Here is a 17,589-nt window from a genome sequence, read left to right on the forward strand (position 1 = left end):
GGAAATCGACGGGGGCGGGATCTCAGCCGACGGCGGTCGGCAACTGTTCGCGCAGCGCCGCTTCCAGCACGTCCAGGTCCGGCAGCAGCGCGCTCTGCTCGCCCAGCAGCACGCGCATGTGCACGCCCGGCGGCAGCGTCTCCTCCGAGGCATCGGCCAGCAGGCCGTCGCGCGGGATCGACACCAGTTGCGGGAACGACTGGGTCAGCAGCGCGAAGTACGGCAGTTCCGGGTTCCCGCCCAGCGCCTTGAGCACGATCACCTTGTTGCTGGCGGCCACCAGTTCCTGGCCCAGCCCGGTGAAACGGGCGAACGCGATCAGCGGCACCTTCCAGCCATGCCAGGCGATCTCGCCGGCCAGCCAGGCGGGGGCGCCGGCCACCGGCTCGACCGGCACCCGCGACATCACCTCGGCGACGGTCGCGTTGGGCAGCAGCACGCGCTCGCTGCCCGACTGGATCAGGACTCCGCGGATTTCGTCGTTGCTGGCGTAGCTCATGCAATGTTCCCGGATCGGTAGGTGGTGGACAGGCTCAGGCGCCCCAGCGCCGCGCCAGCGACAGGGCCAGCTGCGCCGGCTCGCCGCCGGGCAGGCCCTGCCCGGTCACGCACGCGGCCGCACTGGCGTCGTAGCAGCCTTCGCCGCCCTGCCCGGCCACCCAGCCGCCCTGCGCGGCGAAGGCCAGCACGTCGCCGGTCTGGTCGACGTCGGCGCCACTGAGCACCAGCACCGCGCTCTCGGCCGGCGGCAATGCGGCCAGCAGCGGGTGCGCGGCGCGGTCGGGCACGAAGCGCAGCCCGCCGTCGCTGGCCTGCAGGCCGATGTCGTCGGGCAGCACGTACGCCTGCGCCGCCGCCACGGCCTGGCCGGCCTCGGCCAGCATCACCGGCAGCGCCGATACGCGCGCGATCTGCCGTGCCAGGTTGCCGTACTGGCCGCCGTCCAGGCGCAGCTGCACCAGCACCGGCCTGGAGAAATCGGCGGGCAGCGCGGCCAGCAGCCGGCGCACCGCGTCCGGCCCGCCGATGCCGGCCAGCAGCAGCACCGCGCCGCCGGGCCGCGGCCCAGCGGCCTCGATCTCCAGCAGCGACAACCCCGCCGGCGCCACGTCGGGCGCCGCGGGCCCGGCCGCACGCACCACCGGCGCGGCGTCGTCGGCATCGACCAGCGTCCAGGTGCTGGAATCGGCCAGTGCCGCGGCAGGAACCTGCGTTTCGTCGGCGGGGAACCGCACGGCGGCACCGGGCGCTTCCCCGGCATGGATGGCGGACGTGACCGGCGCATGCGCGTGCAGCGGCGTGGAAGCCAGGCCCGGTGCCGGCGGGACCGATGCCGCATCGTCCTCGGCACCCGGCGGCAGCACGTTGCCGCTGCCGCGCAGCTTGGCCAGCAGGTGCCGCGCCCAGCGCTGCGCTTCCCAGCCCTCGCGGCGGGCGGCCAGCTCGGCCTCGTCGAAGACCACCGTCAGCCCCGCTGCGCTCAATGACGGCTGCAGCCGTTCCAGCGCGTCCTCGATGGCCGGTTCCAGCGCCACCAGCACCGCCATCGGTGCGGCGGCGGCCAGCGCCTGCCCGTCCAGCGCCTGCGGGTCGTCCTCCAGAACCAGGTGCGCGCCGGCCCGCACCAGGGCATCGCGCATGCGCTCGCGCGCACGCCCCTCGCGCGCCAGCAGCGCGACCTGCAGCGGGGAACCGCCGTCATTCGCGGACACGGGCGATCCCCAGCAGGTCGTACACGTTGCGCATCAGGTCCAGCTCCTGGTACGGCTTGCCCAGGTAGCGCTGGACGCCGATCTCGAAGGCGCGCTGGCGGTGCTTGTCGCCGCTGCGCGAGGTGATCATCACGATGGGAATGTCCTTGTAGCGGGGATCGGCACGCATCTGCGTGGCCAGCTCGTAGCCGTCCATGCGCGGCATCTCGATGTCCAGCAGCATCAGGTCGGGCACGCGCTCGGCCAGCAGCTCCAGCGCCTCGACGCCGTCGCGCGCGGTCGCCACCTGCAGGTTGTGCCGCTCCAGCACGCGGCCGGTGACCTTGCGCATGGTCAGCGAATCGTCCACCACCATCACCAGCGGCGCCTGCCGCTGCTCGGCATGGCGGGTCTCGACCACCGGCGCCTGCGGCTGCAGCAGCCAGCGGCGTACCAGCGGCGCGACGTCGAGGATGACCACCACGCTGCCGTCGCCGGTGATGGTGGCGCCATAGATGCCGGGCACTGAGGCGATCTGCAGGCCGACCGGCTTGACCACGATCTCGCGGTTGCCGAGCACCTGGTCGATCGCAACCGCGGCGCGCAGGTCGCCGGCGCGCACCAGCAGCAGCGGCACCTGCGGCTGGCCCTCGGCGCTGGCCGCGCCCTTGCCGACCAGCGCGCCGAGGTTGTACAGGGCGTATTCCTCGCCGCCGTAGTGGTAGCCGCCCTCGCCCGACTCGAAGCGGCTGCGGCCGATGCGGCCGATGCCGCTGACCGAGGCAACCGGCACCGCGAACTGGGTGTCGCCGATGCGCACGAACACCGCCTGGGTGACCGCCAGCGTCTGCGGCAGGCGCAGCACGAAGGTGACGCCCTGGCCGGTGACAGAGTGGATGTCCACCGAGCCGCCGAGCTGGCGCACCTCGCTGCGCACCACGTCCATGCCGACGCCGCGCCCGGCGAGCTGGCTGACGTGGTCGCTGGTGGTGAAGCCGGAGGCGAAGATCAGCGCGTCCAGCTCGCGATCGCCCGGCTGCGCGCCGGCCTCGACCAGCCCGCGCTGTTCGGCGCGGCGGCGGATCGCCTCGCGGTCCAGGCCGACGCCATCGTCGGCCACTTCCAGCACGATTTCCGAACCTTCGCGGCGCAGGCGGATGGCGATGGTGCCCTCCTCCGGCTTGCCTGCGGCGCGGCGCTGCGGCGGCGTCTCCAGGCCATGGGCCACGGCATTGCGCAGCATGTGCTCCAGCGGCGCGACCATGCGGTCGAGCACGTTGCGGTCGAGCTCGCCGTGGGTGCCGTCGAGAACGAGCTGCACCTGCTTGCCGGTGTCGGCCGCGGACTGCCGCACCACGCGGCGCAGGCGCGGCACCAGGCCGTCGAACGGCACCATGCGCGCGCGCATCAGCCCGTCCTGCAGCTCCGAGCTGACGCGCGACTGCTGCTGCAGCAGGGTGTCGTACTGGCGCGCCAGGTCGTCCAGCACGCCCTGCAGGCCGCCCAGGTCGGCCGCGGACTCGTTGAGCGCGCGGCTGAGCTGCTGCAGGGTGGAGAAGCGGTCCAGCTCCAGCGGATCGAAGGCCTGCGCATTGTTGTCCTGCTCGCGCTGGTAGCGCGCCACGATCTGCGCCTCGGTCTCCAGGTCCAGGCGCCGCAGCTGGTCGCGCAGGCGCGCGTTGGTGCGGTCGAGCTCGGCCATGGCGCCGCGGAACGCGCCCAGCTGCTGCTCCAGGCGCGAACGGTAGATCGCCACTTCGCCGGCGTAGTTGACCAGGTTGTCGAGCAGGTCGGCGCGCACGCGCACCTGTTCCTGATGCGGTCCGTGCACCTGCTCGTCGTCGTTCGCCCCCGGCTCAGGCGGCAACGGCGGCGACAGTTCGCCCACCGCCAGCGGCAGTGGCTCGGCCTCGGCCGGCACGGCGGCGGGGGCCACCGTCTCGTCGATCATCGTCTGCAGCGGCGCCTCGTCCAGGACCGGACGGCCGCCCTGCGCGCGCAGGGCGAAGGCGTCCACCAGGTCGCGCGGCATCGCCGCCGCGCGATGGACGCCGGTACGCGTGAGCAGGTGGTGCAGCCGGTCGAACCCGCGCTCGAGCAGCTGCAGGTCGCCGCGGCCCAGTTCGACACGACTGTCGGCCAGCACTTCCAGCAACGACTCGATGCTGTGGCCGAGATCGCCGATGGCGTCGATGCCGGCCATGCGCGCGCCGCCCTTGAGCGTGTGCAGGTCGCGCTGCAGCCCGGCCAGCAGTTCGCGCTCGCGCGGGTTCTGGCGCAGGTCGCTCAGCAGGCGGTCGCAGTGGTCGAGCAGGTCCTTGCCTTCCTCGACGAAGATATCGACCAGTTCGCGATCGAGTTCGTCGAAGTCGAGCGGCGCATCCTCGGCGACGGTGGCCGGCGCTTCGTCCGTGGCCTCGATGGTCTGCGTTGCCGGCGGCAGGTCATCGACGATGTCCGCTCCGGTCGCCTCGTCGGCGGCGGAAGCATCCGGCCGCGGGCGGCCGGCGGCCGGCATGTCGCGCCGCAGCGTCTCCAGCAGCCATGCCTCGCCGGCGGCGGGCGGCTGCGGCGGCCTGGGCTCCTCGTCCAGGTCCGCGGAGATCCTGTCGGCCAGGCTCTCCAGCGTGTCTTCCTCGGCGTCGGCCTGCGTGTCCCCGGCATCGGCTTCGGGGCCGGACGCTTCGGCTTCGGCGTCCGGCTCGAACGGCAGCGGCTCGTCCTGTGCCTGCGCGCCATCGACGTCTGCCGTGACGGCAGCGTCGGCGTCCACCCTCTGCCCAGGCTCGCCGGCAGTGGCGGTCCCGGAGCCGGATGCGAAGGCATCCACGTTCTGCATCGCATCCGCCGGGTCGATGGACAACTCGTCCTCGTAACCGGAGAACCCTTCGTCTGCGGGTTCCGTCGCGAGTTCCGTTCCGTCCCCAGCCGGGACGGAGCCGGAGACGGCGTCAGCGGCGCCGGGAGCGGAGCCGATTCCTTCGGATGGTGCAGGCTCCCCGGCTTCGGCTTCGGCTTCGGCTTCGGCTTCGGCTTCGGGCTCGGCTTCGGCCTCGGCTTCGGGCTCGGTCGTGCCGTCCTCAGCGGCGACCGCCCACTCGATGGCATCCGCATCGGCTTCGCCGGCAGCGGCGACGTGGTCCGCGGCCACGACCGGCTCGACCCCGCCCGCATCCTCGCCATCCGGCGCCGGGGCCTGCGGCTCCTGCGAGTCCGCTTCGGCGGACGCGTCCGCCCCGACCGCGGCATCGCCATGGGCCGCATCCAGGTAACCGGACAGATCGTCGGCGCTGCTGAGCTCGACCGCCTCGGCGACGGCCTCCGGTTCCTCGCTTTCGTCCTCGAGCTGCGGCGGCCACGAGGCCTCCGGCAGCATCGCCACCAGCGCCGACAACCGGGCCGAGAGATCGGCGAACGAGGGCACGACCGGCGACGGCGACTGCAGCGCGGCGATGGTGCCGGCAACGGCATCGCGGGTATCGGCAAGGGCGCGCACGCCCTCGGCCGTCGGCACGACCTGCGCGGCCAGGGAACGCTTGACGTAGGTTTCCGCCGGCGAGGTGACGCCGGTGATCTCCGGCACGTCGGTCATCGCGAACGCGCCGTTCATGGTGTGGATGGCGCGCAGCAGTGCCTCGGTGGCGGCCTGCGGCTGCAACTGGGCAGCGGCCAGCCAGGCATTCACCGTTTCCAGGTGGGTGGCGACCTCGGCCTCCAGGATCTCGCGCAGCACGCCGTCCACCGACGCCGGCGTACCGCTCGGCAGCGCCGGCTCGGGCGTCGCCGCGGCCGCCGTGTACCAGGCGTCCTCGCCGGCGGCGAGGCGCTCGGCCACCGTCTCGATGGCCGCCAGGTCGGCCTGCACGGCATGCGTGCCGTGCAGCGCCGCGTCGAACTCCGGCAGCACCTGGCGGGCCTGCTCGACCATGGCCAGCACCGCCGCGCTCGGCGGCCGGCTGCCGTCGAGCACGCGGTTGAGCATGCTCTCGATCTTCCAGCTGAACTCGCCCAGCACGCGCGCGCCGACGAGGCGGCCGCTGCCCTTGAGGGTGTGGAAGATGCGCCGCACCGGCCGCAGCCTTTCCATGTCCGCCGGCGCTGCGCGCCACAGCGGCAGCAGCTGCGCCAGGTTGTCGATCTCCTCGGCGAACTCCTCCAGGAAGACCTCGCGGATTTCCTCGTCGATGTCGCCGCCGCCGTCCTCGAATCCGCCATGCGGCGCAGTGGCCGGTCCGGCGGCATTGGCGGGCGCGGCAACTGGCTCCTGCGTCCCGGCCGCGGCGGCGGTGTCCATCGCGGCCGCGGTCGCGGCCTGCGGATCGAAGTCCGCCGCCGCCGCGTCCAGCTCGGCGATGAACGCCTCGGAGGCTTCGTCCAGTTCGATGCGGGCGGGGACCGTCTCGTGCACGCCCGCGCTGGTCTGCACGTACGGCACCGCGGCGCCGTCCCCGCTGGGCGGCGGCGGCACGGCGGTGCCGGGCGCCTGCGCAGGCGGTTCGGCGTCGGGCACGTCCTGCCGCGGCTGCGCAAGCTTGTCGGCATCGCCTGCAGCGGCCGTCGCGGCCTCCGCCGGGGGCGGCGCCGGATAGGTCAGCGAGATGTCGAAGCTGTACCCGGGCAGCGCATCGTCCGCCACCGGCGGCGCCTCGGCGGCGACCGGATCGAAGGCATCGGACGACACCGGCACGGAGGCGCTGGAATCGAATTCCACGATGCCCACGCCTTCCACGCGGAAAGGCGTGATCGCGGGGGCGTGGTAATCGAACGGCTGCCCGGTCTCGGCGGCGACCGGATCGAACGAAACCGGGGCCAGGGTCGGCGGCTCGGCGTCGTCCACCTGCAGCCGCCATGCCTCCACCACGATCGGTTCCGGCTCGACCGGCGCCGCGTCCGGCGCCTCGGCGGCGATCGCGGAATCCGCCTGCGTCGCGGCCGGCTCGTCCTGTTCGTCCTGTTCGTCCTGCTCCGGCTGCCCGGGGCCGCCGGCATCGGGCGTCCATGCGCCGGGCTCGGATGCAGCCGCGTCGGCATCCGCCTCGGGCGATGCTTCCGGCTCCGCAGCGGCCACCGCGGCATCCTGCGGCTCGTCCGGCAGCGGCCAGTAGCGCAGCGCTTCCAGGCTGGAACGGGTGATGTCGAGGATCTCCTCGCGCCCGGGGCGGCGCTCGCGCAGCGCTTCCAGGTAGTACTCCAGGCTGGCCATCGCATCGGCCAGGGTGTCGAGCTGGCGGCCGCTGGGGACGCGCTGCCTGCCGATCAGCTCGACCGCCACGTAGCGGCGCACGCCTTCCATGAAGGCCGCCGGCTCCGGCAGCTGCAGCATCTGCAAGGCGCCGCCGACCTCGCCCAGCAGGCCGGGCACCGCGGCCAGGCGGGCGTGGTCCCAGTTGGTCTCGATGAAGGCGACGAAATGCTCGCGCGCGGCGGCGAAGTTGGCGATCGCCTCCTGCACGAGCACGTCCAGCGTGCGGCGCAGCTCGCCGCTGCCGATGTCGTCCTCGACGCCGGCCCCCGGGCCAAGGCGCGAGACCTGGTCGTCCAGCGAGGCATCCACGTAGAGCAGCGCGCCGGCGATGTCCAGCAGCAGGCCCTCGTCGGCCTGGCGCCTGCCATCGACGATGTCCTGCAGCGCATCGCGCTGCTGCACCACCACCTCGCGCGCTCCGCCCAGCCCCATCATGCCCAGGGTATCGGCGACGTTGCCCAGCTCCTGCACCTGCGGCTGCAGGCCGGCGACGTCGCCGCCGGTGCGCAGGTGCAGGTCGAGCGCGTCCTTGACCCGCAGCAGTTCTTCCTTGACCGCCGTGCCCACGGTGTCGAGCAGTTCGCGGTTGCGCCCGCTGAGGCTGCCGCGGGCGTGGTCCAGCTCGGCCTCGGTGGCGCTGGCCGCAGCCGGGTCGAAGGCGAACAGCACGCTCTCGTCGAGGCCGGGCACGCCGCGCGCGGCGCGGATCTCGTTGAGCAGCGGCAGCAGCACGATCGGGATGTCGCGGTGGCCGTCCTGCAGCCGCTCCAGGTAGTCGGGCAGCAGCACCGTGCCGCGCATCAGCGTGGCGCAGGCCTCGTCGCGCCGGGCCGGCTGGCCGTCGTGCAGCGCCAGCGCCAGCAGTTCCAGTTCCTCGGCCACCATCGCCGGCGCCTGCAGTTCCACCATCCGCAGCGTGCCCTGCACCTGGTGCAGGTAGCCGGCGCACAGGCGCATGTGGCTGCCGTCGCCGGATTCGTCGACGAAGTACTCGATCTCGCTGCGCGCCAGGCGCAGGGTCTCGTCCAGCTCGGGCTTCACCCAGCCCAGGGCGGCATGGCTGATTGCATCGCGCAACGCGCTCATGGCATTTCTCCGCTCGTGGCAGCTCCGTCCGTCGCCGGGAGCGGAATGTTCTGCACTGACGTCTGGCGATGCGTCATCCGCTGCGTCCTTTCCCGTTGCGCCGCGCTCATCAGGCCGGGAGCTTGAAGTCGGCGACCGAGCGCCGCAGGTCCGCCGCCAGCTGCGCCAGGCGGCCGATCGATTCCGCGGTCTGGCCGGCGCCCTGCGAGGTCTGCCCGGTGATCTGGCGGATCACGCCCATGGTGTAGGTGATGTCGGTCGCCGCCGCCGACTGCTGGTTGGCGGCGATCGAGATGTTCTTGATGAGGTTGTTCAACGCGTTGGACACGCGCTCGATCTCGGTCAGCGCGGTGCCGGCGTCCTCGGCCAGGCGCGCGCCGGAGACCACCTCGGAGGTGGTCTGCTCCATGGAGGTCACCGCCTCGTTGGTGTCGGCCTGGATCGCCTGCACCAGGCCCTCGATGCGCCGGGTCGCGCCGGAGGTGCGCTCGGCCAGCCGCTGCACTTCGTCGGCCACCACCGCGAAGCCGCGGCCGGCCTCGCCCGCCGACGCCGCCTGCACCGCGGCATTGAGCGCCAGGATGTTGGTCTGCTCGGAAATGTCGTTGATCAGTTCCACGATCGAGCCGATCTCCTGCGAGGACTCGCCCAGGCGCTTGATGCGCTTGGAGGTTTCCTGGATCTGGTCGCGGATCTGGTCCATGCCCTGGATGGTCTCGCGCACCACGCCGGCGCCCTCGGCGGCGATGACCACCGAGCGCTGCGCCACTTCCGCCGATTCGGTGGAGTTGCGCGAGACCTGCTCGATGCTCGCCGCGATCTCGTTGATGCGTTCGGAAGCGGAGTTGATCTCGCTGGCCTGGTGACCGGCCGCCTCGGCCAGCTGCATCGCCGTGGCCTGGGTCTGGTCGGTCGAGGCGGCGACCTTGGCCGAGGTGTCGTTGATGGTGGTCACCAGGTGGCGCAGCTCGTCCACCGCGTAGTTGATGGCGTCGGCGATGGCGCCGGTCATGTCCTCGGTCACCGAGGCCTTCACCGTGAGGTCGCCCTCGCCGAGCGAGCTGATCTCGTCCAGCAGCCGCATGATCGCCTGCTGGTTGCGGCTGTTGAACTCCACCTGGGTCTGGTAGCGCAGTTCCTGCTCGCGGGCGCGACCGCGCACCGTGCTCCAGACGAAGCCGATGATCGACAGCAGCGCCAGCACGCCCGATACCACGCCCAGCCAGAAGTTTGGGAACAGGCGGGTGTCGCGGGTGGAACCGAACGCGGAGAACGCGGCGAACAGCCTGCGGCTGTCGTCGAGCATCGTGCCCGAACCGGCGGTCAACGCCGCCGCCGCCGACTGCGCCGCGAACAGGTTGCGCGAACTGGCCAGGATCGCGTCCACGTCCTGCTTCATCGCCGCCCACTGCTCGTGCGACTGTTCCAGCGCGGCCAGTGCGCCGGCGTTGCGCACCGCGGCGATGCCCAGTTCCTCATTGCCGCTGCGCAGCCCCTCCAGCACCTGGTTGAACACCACCGAGTCGCGCGCCAGCGCATCGCCGGCGGCCACCGCGCCGGTGCCGCCGGCGCGGATCTCGGTCACGCGCCGGGCCATTGTGCCGGCCACCACCACCTGCTGCAGCGCGCTGTAGATCTGCGATGCCGGTGCGCCACCTGCGCTCATCGCGCGCACCACCTCGTTGAGCTGCGCCTGCAGCTGCGGCACGCTGCCGGCGAAGCGGTCGGCATTGCCGGCCAGCGCCAGCACCGCCGGCTCGCTCGCCACCACCTGCGCGGCGCTCTTGCTCAGCGGCGCCCAGGTGGCGGCCAGCCGCGACACCGCGGCGGAGACGCCGGCCTCGTCGCCGAAACGCGCGCCGAGGTCGTTGACCGTGGCATCGATCCGGCTGCGCGTGGCCTTGAACGCGGTGAAGGCCGCGGCGTTGCCGGCGACCGCCTCGCGGCCCTGGTTGGCCAGCTGCTGCGACAGCACCTGCAGTTCGGCCGCGCCGGTGCTGGCGCCGGCCAGGCGGCTGCCCTGCCAGGTGGCGACGCCGGTATTGGCGGCGAAGACGATCAGCGAAAGCGCCAGCAGGCCGAGCCAGAAGCGGGTTCCCACGCTGCCGAGCTTGCTGGCCTTGGGGGCGTCCGAAGCAGTACTCATCGTTGAACCTCAATACGTTGCAGGCCGCTCAGGCAGCGGCGTGGCGGAACTCGGGGGTGCGCGACAGCAGCGACAGGGAGAACACGCCCCAGTCGAAGGCCTCGCCGCGGAAGGCGCGATCGATGAAGTGCGCGTAGCGGCCCTGCGCCAGCGCATCGGGCGCCACCGCCTGCGACAGTTCGAAGCTGCGCTGGCCGTACATCTCGTCGATGGTCAGGGCGACGTCGCCGCCGCTCTGGCGCATGATCAGCACGCGCTGGCCTTCCTGCAGGGCGGTGCGCTTGCCTTCCAGGAAGTGCTTCAGGTCGACCACCGGGAACAGGTTGCCGCGCAGGTTGCCCACGCCCAGCAGCCACGGCTGCGCGCACGGCACCGGGGTGACCGGCGGCATCGGCACGATCTCCACCACCTCGCGGAAGTCGGACACCAGGTGGCGACTGCCGACGCGATAGCCGACGCCGCGCCACACATCCGCGGCGAACTGCCGCGCCGGCAGCTGCACCGCATGTGCCAGGCTGCGCTGCTGGTAGCCTTCGAGGATGTCGAACGGCGAGCGCATCAGGCCACCAGCGCGTGGATGCGGGCCATCAGTTCGTCCTCGCGCGGGGGCTTGACGACGTAGTCGGTCGCGCCCTGGCGCAGGCCCCAGGCCTTGTCGGTCTCCATGCCCTTGGTGCTGACGATCAGCACGGGAATGGCGCGGGTGGAAGCGTCGCGCGACAGCGCGCGGGTGGCCTGGAAGCCGCTCATGCCCGGCAGCACCACGTCCATCAGGATCAGCGCCGGCGCGCCGGTGCGGGCGATCTCCAGCCCGTCCTCGGCGTTGTCCACGGCGACCACCTCGTGGCCCGCCTTTTGCAACCATTGGGTGAACACCGCCCGATCAGTCGGCGAGTCCTCGATCAACAGGATACGAGCCATGTTTGCCTTACCCCCTGGTCAGGCGTTGACGTAGGTACGGATTGCGTCCAGCAGTTCTTCGCGGGTGAATGGTTTGGTCAGGTACTGCTCGGAGCCGACGATGCGACCGCGCGCCTTGTCGAACAGGCCGTCCTTGGAGGACAGCATGATCACCGGCGTCGACTTGAAGCTGCGGTTGCCCTTGATCAGCGCGCAGGTCTGGTAGCCATCCAGCCGCGGCATCATGATGTCGACGAAGATGATCTGCGGATGCTGGTCGGCGATCTTGGCCAGCGCCTCGAAGCCGTCGGTCGCGGTGACGACCTCGCAGCCCTCGCGCTTGAGCAACGTCTCGGCCGTGCGCCGGATGGTCTTCGAGTCGTCGATGACCATCACCTTGAGTCCTGCAAGCTCCCCGCTTGCAGCCATGTCTTCAGCCATTCAGTTTTCCCCGGGCGCGCGGCGCGCCATCCGTTCCGGCGCCGCTACGAAGGTGCATGTATACCTCAAAATCGTTGCCAGCTGTCAAGCGCCTGCGGCCCGGGCGGGCGGGACGGCACATGAGCGCGAACGGGCTCCCGCTTCTGCGCGAGCGGCCGGCCTGCGGCACTCGGACCCACCTGCCTGCCGGTCCGCAACGGCTGCCCGCGGACCGGCACACACTGCGTCCCGGGCACGCGGCTGGGAGAAAGCCTGCCCAGCGGCTAACATCGCCGCCAGCCCCACAGGTACAGACCATGCCGTCACAGACCGCACCGCTCGACGTCGTCGTGGTGATGGATCCCATCGCCGAGATCAAGATCGCCAAGGACACCACCTTCGCCATGCTGCTGGAAGCGCAGCGGCGCGGGCACCGCCTGCACTACGTGCGGCCGGGGGGGCTGGCGCTGCGTGCGGGCACCGCCGTGGCCACCGCCGCGCCGCTGCAGGTGCGCGACGACAAGGCCGGCTGGTTCACCCTGGGCGAGTTCGTCGAACTGGCGTTCGGCCCCGGCCAGGTGGTGCTGATGCGCAAGGACCCGCCGTTCGACGGCGAGTTCCTCTACGACACCCATATCCTCACCGTGGCGCAGAACGCCGGCGCACAGGTGGTCAACGACCCGCAGGGCCTGCGCGACTTCAACGAGAAGCTGGCCGCGCTGCTGTTCCCGCAATGCTGCCCGCCGACCCTGGTCAGCCGCGACGCCCGCTCGCTGAAGGCCTTCGTGCACGAGCACGGGCAGGCGGTGCTCAAGCCGCTGGACGGCATGGGCGGGCGCTCGATCTTCCGCAGCGGCGCCAGCGATCCCAACCTCAACGTGATCCTGGAGACGCTGACCGACGGTGGCCGCAAGCTGGCGCTGGCGCAGCGCTTCATCCCCGACATCAGCGCCGGCGACAAGCGCATCCTGCTGATCGACGGCACCCCGGTGGACTACTGCCTGGCGCGCATCCCGCAGGGCGACGAGTTCCGCGGCAACCTGGCCGCCGGCGGCCGCGGCGAAGGCCGGCCGCTGTCCGAGCGCGACCGCTGGATCGCCGCCCAGGTCGGCCCGGAGATGAAGCGGCGCGGCATGCGCTTCGTCGGCCTGGACGTGATCGGCGACTACCTCACCGAGGTCAACGTCACCAGCCCGACCTGCGCGCGCGAGCTCGACGCGCAGTTCGGCATCAACATCGCCGGCCTGCTGTTCGACGCGATCGAGGCCGGCCCGGCCCGATGAGCGCGGCCGCGCCCGCCGCGCCGCGCGTGGACGAGGACCAGCGGCTGATCGCGACGCTGGTGCTGTCGGTCATCGTGCACGGGCTGCTGATCCTGGGCGTGGGCTTCGCGATCAAGGGACAGGCGCCGCTGGTGCCGACGCTGGACGTGATCTTCAGCCAGACCAGCACGCCGCTCACGCCGAAGCAGGCCGACTTCCTGGCGCAGGCCAACCAGAGCGGCGGCGGCGACCACGACAAGGCCCAGCGCCCGCGCGACAGCCAGCCCGGCGTGGTGCCGCAGCCGCGGCAGGGCCTGGCGCCGGAACAGCTGCGCGCGCAGACCGCCGCGGCGGCGCCGGCGCCGCAGGCGCGCGTGATCTCCAGCCCGCGCGGCGAGGACGCCCTTCCGCAGGCGCGGCCGCAGCCCCGGGTCGATCCGTCCCAGCTCCCGCCCGATGCCGCCCGCGAGCAGCGCGATGCGGAGATGGCGCGATTGGCGGCCGAGGTGCACCTGCGCTCGGAGCAGTACGCCAAGCGCCCGAACCGCAAGTTCGTCTCCGCCAGCACCCGCGAGTACGCCTACGCCAACTACCTGCGCGGCTGGGTCGACCGCGCCGAACGGGTGGGCAACCTCAACTATCCCGACGAGGCGCGCCGGCGCCGGCTCGGCGGCCAGGTGGTGATAAGCGTCGGCGTGCGCCGCGACGGCAGCGTGGAAAGCGCGCGCATCCTGCGCTCGTCGGGCACGCCGCTGCTCGATTCCAGTGCGCTGCGGATCGTGCAGCTGGCGCAGCCGTTCCCGCCGCTGCCCCGGACCGACGACGACATCGACATCCTGCAGGTCACCCGCACCTGGGTGTTCCTGCCCGGCGGCGAGCTGCACGACGATCGCTGAGGGCGTGGCTCAGGGAGCGAGATCGACCTTGCCCGGATGCTCGCGCACCACGCGCCAAGGCAGCACGGACCAGTCCGGACCGTCGCAGTTGCGCGCGGCACGGTAGAACGTCGCTCCCAGGTACAGCCCTTTTTCGGTCACATGCCAGCTGGGGAAGTCCCAGGAGTCCTGATCGGTGTAGTCGCAGCCGTCCTCGCCGTCGTCCTTGACCTCGTCCGGGTACAGCCGCGCCATCCGCGCGGCCACCCAGGGGGCGAAGACCCGGGTCCGGTAGTCCATCCAGGCATCGCGCTCGGCTTCGCTTGCGCTCTCGCGCCGCGGCGGGGTGCCTTGTCCCAGCCACAGCACGTCTTCCAGCGACAGCTCCCCGCCGCTGCGCGCATCCAGGTTGACCGGGGAATCGCCGAAGTCGGGATGGGCGCCGCCGCAGTAGTACGAGGCAAAGAGGCTTGCGCTGATCACCTTGGCATCGATCCGGTGCAAGGTCGTGGTCGAATCCCATTCGCCGCCGGAAGCGCCGTTCCCGGACAGGCACTCCATGCCCGACTCGACCTCGTCCCACTGGTGCCGGCGCAATGCCTGGTTGATCCTGAGCTGCAGCGCCGGTGCGTAGCCGGATTCGACCTGGAACAGGCTCACCCCGGTGCGCGGCTCGTCCCACCATTGCAGGCGGTAGCCGCCACGGACCTCCAGCCGGCCTTTGCGCAGCGGCAACGTCGACAGCCGCAGGAAGACATAGGGCTGCTCCAGACGCAATGCCTCCAGTGCCGGATCGGCAGGCGCGGGAAGCTGCGATGGCGCCACGGGCGCCAGGACGATCGGCAGGCGCCGCCCATCCGCGCCCTGCCACCAGCCTTGATACCCCCCTCCGGCCCGAGGCCGCAGCTCCCAGCGTGGCCGGCTGTCGGCATCGGAGCGCCAGTCCGCGATCTCGCCGAAGACGAGCGTGCCGGCCGGAGCCTGCCCGGCCTCCAGGTCGATATCCAGACCGTGGCGGCGATAGAAATAGCGTGCCTGCTCCCCGGCATCGTGGCCATCGGGCAGTTCCACCACGATCGCCGACCTGCCCAGCGTGCCGCTGAACACACTGCCCCACGCCAGCGGACACACCAGCGCAAGGACGATCCCCGATGTCGAGCCGATGAGCCTGTTCACCGCGCCTGCCCGCGCTTGCCAGGGGTGGACGAACCGTCGCGCGGACCTGCCTTGTCGCGCGCAGCCTGCTGCTGTTCCAGGGTCAGGGCGACGTTGTTGCGCAGGTAGGCCGGCTCGGCCAGTTCCGGGGCCACGCCCTCGCCGCGGGCGAAGGCCGGCGCCGCCAGCGCCAGCAGGTCGGCCGCGTGCGGCAGCGCCTGCGCGTCCACGCCTTCGAGACGGCCCTGCAATCGCGTGGCCAGGGCCCGCTCCGCCGCGGCGAAGCCGGTGCCGACGCCATGCCAGCGAGCGGCCATGTCCGGCAGTTCCACCGCCTGCGGCGCCGACACGGTTTCCGCCGACAGCGGTGCCAGCCCGGCGCCGGTGCGCACGAACGCGCCGGCATAGACCTCGCCCATGCGCGCGTCGATGCTGGCGAGGATGTGCGTGGCCGACGGCGGCGCGCGCAGCGCCAGCACCGCCAGCGTGGACACCGGCAGCAGCGGCACGTCCAGCGCCAGCGCCATGCCCTGCGCCAGGGCGATGGCCAGGCGCACGCCGGTGAAGGCACCCGGCCCACGGCCGACGGCGATGGCATCGAGCCGGGAACGGGAGATGCCGGCCTCGGCCAGCAGTTCCCCGGCCCACGGCAGCACCAGCTCGGCATGGCGGCGCGGGGCGATCTCGAAGCGCTCGAGCACCTGCCCATCGACCTGCACGGCGACGGAACAGGCTTCGGTGGCGGTTTCGATGGCGAGCAGTCTCATTGCGGGTCCAGCGGGATCTCGGAAACGCGTCATTGTCCGCTGTTTGCGGCAGCGGCGCCCGCATCGCCGGGATGACCGAAGAACGCCTGCACGTCGGCGATGTCGCGGGTAAGGGCGAACGGCGGCAGCGAATCCAGGAACACCCGGCCGTAGCCGCGGCGGGTCAGGCGCGGATCGCACAGCACCAGCACCCCGCGGTCGCTCTCGCTGCGGATCAGCCGGCCCACGCCCTGCTTGAGCGCGATCACCGCCTGCGGCAGCTGCTCGTCGCGGAACGGGTTGCCGCCGTCGCGGCGGATCGCCTCCAGCCGCGCCTCGTACACCGGCTCGTCGGGGGCGGCGAACGGCAGCTTGTCGATCACCACCACGCTCAGCGCATCGCCGACCACGTCCACGCCCTCGCGGAAGCTGGCGCTGCCCAGCAGCACGCCGTTGCCGGAGTCGCGGAAGCGCTGCAGCAGGCTCGCGCGCGGCGCCTGCCCCTGCACGAACAGCGGCCACGGCGCGTCGCGCAGCGCCTCGGCGGCCTCGCGCAGCGCGCGGTGCGAGGCGAACAGCACGAACGCCCTGCCCTGCGATGCCTGCAGCACCGGGAACAGCGCCGCGATCAGCGCGGTGCCGTAGCCGCGCGCGTTCGGGTCGGGCATGTCCGGCGGCAGGTAGCACAGCGCCTGGCGGCTCCAGTCGAACGGGCTGGGCTGCATCAGCGTCGGCGGATCGTCCAGCCCCAGCCGCCTGGCGATGTGCTCGAAGTCGCCGTCCACTGCCAGCGTGGCCGAGGTGAACACCCAGGCCGCGCGCGATTGCTCGCGGTGCTGGCGCAGCGGCGCGGACACGTCCAGCGGCGTGCGCTGGCAGCGGAAGCCGCGCGGCGTCAGCTCGTACCACAGCACGTCCGACGACGGCGGCGGCGCCTCCTGGTCGAAGTCGGCCACCGGCTGGTCCTCGCCCAGCCAGCGCGCCAGCCGGCCCCGCGCCTCCAGTGCCCGCGCCGCGCACGCCTGCAGCCCGGCCGAGGCCTCGCCCAGCGGGACCAGGATCTCGCCCAGGTTGGCCAGCGCCGTCATCAGGGCATCGAAACCGTCGCGCACCTCGGGCCTGGCCAGCGCGCGCCATTGGGTGCCGCGTGCCGGCAGGCCCTCGAGCGCCGCGCGCAGGTCGCGCAGCGACGCTTCCAGCGCCTGCACCGGCTGCTGCAGGCTTGCCTGGGCGCCGGCGACGCTGCGGCTCTCGGCCAGGCAATCGCGCGCCAGTTCCTGCCACGGCCGCATGCCGAAGCCTTCGCCGAAGAAGTTGGCCGCCAGTTCCGGCAACTGGTGCGCCTCGTCGATCACGAACGCCTGCGCGCCCGGCAGGATCTCGCCGAAGCCCTCCTGCTTGAGCGCCAGGTCGGCCAGCAGCAGGTGATGGTTCACCACCACCAGGTCGGCCGCCTGCGCGCGCTGGCGCGCCTGCACCACGAAGCACTCGTCCCAGAACGGGCAGTCGCTGCCCAGGCAGTTGTCCACGGTGGAAGTGACCATCGGCAGCAGCGGCGAATCGTCCGGCAGCGACTCCAGCTCGGCCATGTCGCCGAACTGGGTGCGCCCGCTCCAGGCGACGATGCGCTGGAACTGCGCGACCAGCTCGTGCCCGCCGAAGCCGGCGTTCAGGCGCTGCGGTTCGCCGCGCGCCTGCTGCAGGCGGTAGCGGCACAGGTAGTTGGCGCGCCCCTTGAGCAGCGCACTGCGCAGGCCGATGCCGAGCGCGGCGCGCACGCGCGGCAGGTCGCGGTGGTAGAGCTGGTCCTGCAGCGCGCGGGTGCCGGTGGAGACGATGGTCTTCAGGCCCGACAGCAGCGCCGGTACCAGGTAGGCGTAGGTCTTGCCGGTGCCGGTGCCGGCCTCGGCCAGCAACACGTCGCGATGGTCGAAGGCCTCGGCGATGGCCGCGGCCAGCCGCAGCTGCGCCGGCCGCGACCGGAATGCATCGAGCTGGCGCGCGAGCGCGCCGTCCTCGCTGAGGGCTTCGAGGCTGGCTTGGGCGAGTAAGGACATGGGAAT

12 protein-coding genes are annotated in these 17,589 nt (G+C 72.2%); 2 read left to right on the forward strand and 10 right to left on the reverse strand.

The window, feature by feature from the left end; genetic code table 11:
- Positions 1-22: 22 nt before the first annotated feature.
- From LRX76_RS03015 to pilG, 7 genes are all read right to left on the reverse strand, one after another.
- A complete protein-coding gene (locus tag LRX76_RS03015) occupies positions 23-499 on the reverse strand; it encodes a chemotaxis protein CheW (protein ID WP_231801968.1) in 477 nt (158 codons plus the stop codon).
- Positions 500-533: 34 nt separating this feature from the next.
- Positions 534-1,640, reverse strand: a complete 1,107-nt coding sequence (locus LRX76_RS03020) for a chemotaxis protein CheB (RefSeq protein ID WP_231802609.1) — start codon at positions 1,638-1,640, stop codon at positions 534-536.
- A gap of 58 nt (positions 1,641-1,698) precedes the next feature.
- On the reverse strand, positions 1,699-8,022 hold the full coding sequence (locus LRX76_RS03025; RefSeq protein WP_231801970.1) for an Hpt domain-containing protein: 6,324 nt from the start codon (positions 8,020-8,022) through the stop codon (positions 1,699-1,701).
- 109 nt (positions 8,023-8,131) lie between these two features.
- Entirely contained in the window at positions 8,132-10,168 is a 2,037-nt protein-coding gene (locus tag LRX76_RS03030) for a methyl-accepting chemotaxis protein (protein ID WP_231801972.1), read from the reverse strand.
- A 28-nt stretch (positions 10,169-10,196) separates the two neighbouring features.
- Positions 10,197-10,727: a chemotaxis protein CheW gene (locus tag LRX76_RS03035; protein WP_231801974.1), complete on the reverse strand. Its 531-nt coding sequence runs from the start codon at positions 10,725-10,727 to the stop codon at positions 10,197-10,199.
- Positions 10,727-11,089 carry a response regulator gene (locus LRX76_RS03040; protein ID WP_231801976.1) on the reverse strand — a complete coding sequence of 121 codons (363 nt, stop codon included), beginning with the start codon at positions 11,087-11,089 and terminating at the stop codon, positions 10,727-10,729. The genes LRX76_RS03035 and LRX76_RS03040 overlap by 1 nt, the downstream gene beginning before the upstream one ends.
- Positions 11,090-11,107: 18 nt before the next feature.
- Positions 11,108-11,509: a twitching motility response regulator PilG gene (gene pilG, locus LRX76_RS03045; RefSeq protein WP_231801978.1), complete on the reverse strand. Its 402-nt coding sequence runs from the start codon at positions 11,507-11,509 to the stop codon at positions 11,108-11,110.
- 296 nt (positions 11,510-11,805) lie between these two features.
- On the opposite strand from pilG, the gene gshB reads away from it, so the two are divergent.
- Both gshB and LRX76_RS03055 read left to right on the forward strand, forming a co-directional pair.
- Positions 11,806-12,771: a glutathione synthase gene (gshB, locus tag LRX76_RS03050; protein ID WP_231801980.1), complete on the forward strand. Its 966-nt coding sequence runs from the start codon at positions 11,806-11,808 to the stop codon at positions 12,769-12,771.
- Positions 12,768-13,646 carry an energy transducer TonB gene (locus LRX76_RS03055; RefSeq protein WP_231801982.1) on the forward strand — a complete coding sequence of 293 codons (879 nt, stop codon included), beginning with the start codon at positions 12,768-12,770 and terminating at the stop codon, positions 13,644-13,646. Before gshB ends, LRX76_RS03055 begins: the two co-directional genes overlap by 4 nt.
- A gap of 9 nt (positions 13,647-13,655) precedes the next feature.
- Here the strand turns inward: LRX76_RS03055 and LRX76_RS03060 are convergent, their stop codons facing one another.
- The 3 genes from LRX76_RS03060 to LRX76_RS03070 are packed head-to-tail and all read right to left on the reverse strand — an operon-like array spanning position 13,656 to position 17,583.
- A complete protein-coding gene (locus tag LRX76_RS03060) occupies positions 13,656-14,801 on the reverse strand; it encodes a hypothetical protein (RefSeq protein ID WP_231801984.1) in 1,146 nt (381 codons plus the stop codon).
- The gene (gene tsaB / locus LRX76_RS03065) at positions 14,798-15,547 is read right to left on the reverse strand and encodes a tRNA (adenosine(37)-N6)-threonylcarbamoyltransferase complex dimerization subunit type 1 TsaB (protein WP_231801986.1); all 750 of its coding nucleotides are present in this window, start codon (positions 15,545-15,547) and stop codon (positions 14,798-14,800) included. Before tsaB ends, LRX76_RS03060 begins: the two co-directional genes overlap by 4 nt.
- 29 nt (positions 15,548-15,576) lie before the next feature.
- Entirely contained in the window at positions 15,577-17,583 is a 2,007-nt protein-coding gene (locus LRX76_RS03070; protein WP_231801988.1) for an ATP-dependent DNA helicase, read from the reverse strand.
- Positions 17,584-17,589 lie beyond the last annotated feature (6 nt).

Source organism: Stenotrophomonas sp. MMGLT7, assembly GCF_021168555.1.
Lineage (GTDB): Bacteria > Pseudomonadota > Gammaproteobacteria > Xanthomonadales > Xanthomonadaceae > MMGLT7.

Bases quoted from the DNA above. Each gene is read 5' to 3' on its own strand.
- LRX76_RS03015 (WP_231801968.1), bottom strand. From the start codon at position 499: ATGAGCTACGCCAGCAACGACGAAATCCGCGGAGTCCTGATCCAGTCG.
- LRX76_RS03020 (WP_231802609.1), bottom strand. From the start codon at position 1,640: ATGCGCGATGCCCTGGTGCGGGCCGGCGCGCACCTGGTTCTGGAGGAC.
- LRX76_RS03025 (WP_231801970.1), bottom strand. From the start codon at position 8,022: ATGAGCGCGTTGCGCGATGCAATCAGCCATGCCGCCCTGGGCTGGGTG.
- LRX76_RS03030 (WP_231801972.1), bottom strand. From the start codon at position 10,168: ATGAGTACTGCTTCGGACGCCCCCAAGGCCAGCAAGCTCGGCAGCGTG.
- LRX76_RS03035 (WP_231801974.1), bottom strand. From the start codon at position 10,727: ATGCGCTCGCCGTTCGACATCCTCGAAGGCTACCAGCAGCGCAGCCTG.
- LRX76_RS03040 (WP_231801976.1), bottom strand. From the start codon at position 11,089: ATGGCTCGTATCCTGTTGATCGAGGACTCGCCGACTGATCGGGCGGTG.
- pilG (WP_231801978.1), bottom strand. From the start codon at position 11,509: ATGGCTGAAGACATGGCTGCAAGCGGGGAGCTTGCAGGACTCAAGGTG.
- gshB (WP_231801980.1), top strand. From the start codon at position 11,806: ATGCCGTCACAGACCGCACCGCTCGACGTCGTCGTGGTGATGGATCCC.
- LRX76_RS03055 (WP_231801982.1), top strand. From the start codon at position 12,768: ATGAGCGCGGCCGCGCCCGCCGCGCCGCGCGTGGACGAGGACCAGCGG.
- tsaB (WP_231801986.1), bottom strand. From the start codon at position 15,547: ATGAGACTGCTCGCCATCGAAACCGCCACCGAAGCCTGTTCCGTCGCC.
- LRX76_RS03070 (WP_231801988.1), bottom strand. From the start codon at position 17,583: ATGTCCTTACTCGCCCAAGCCAGCCTCGAAGCCCTCAGCGAGGACGGC.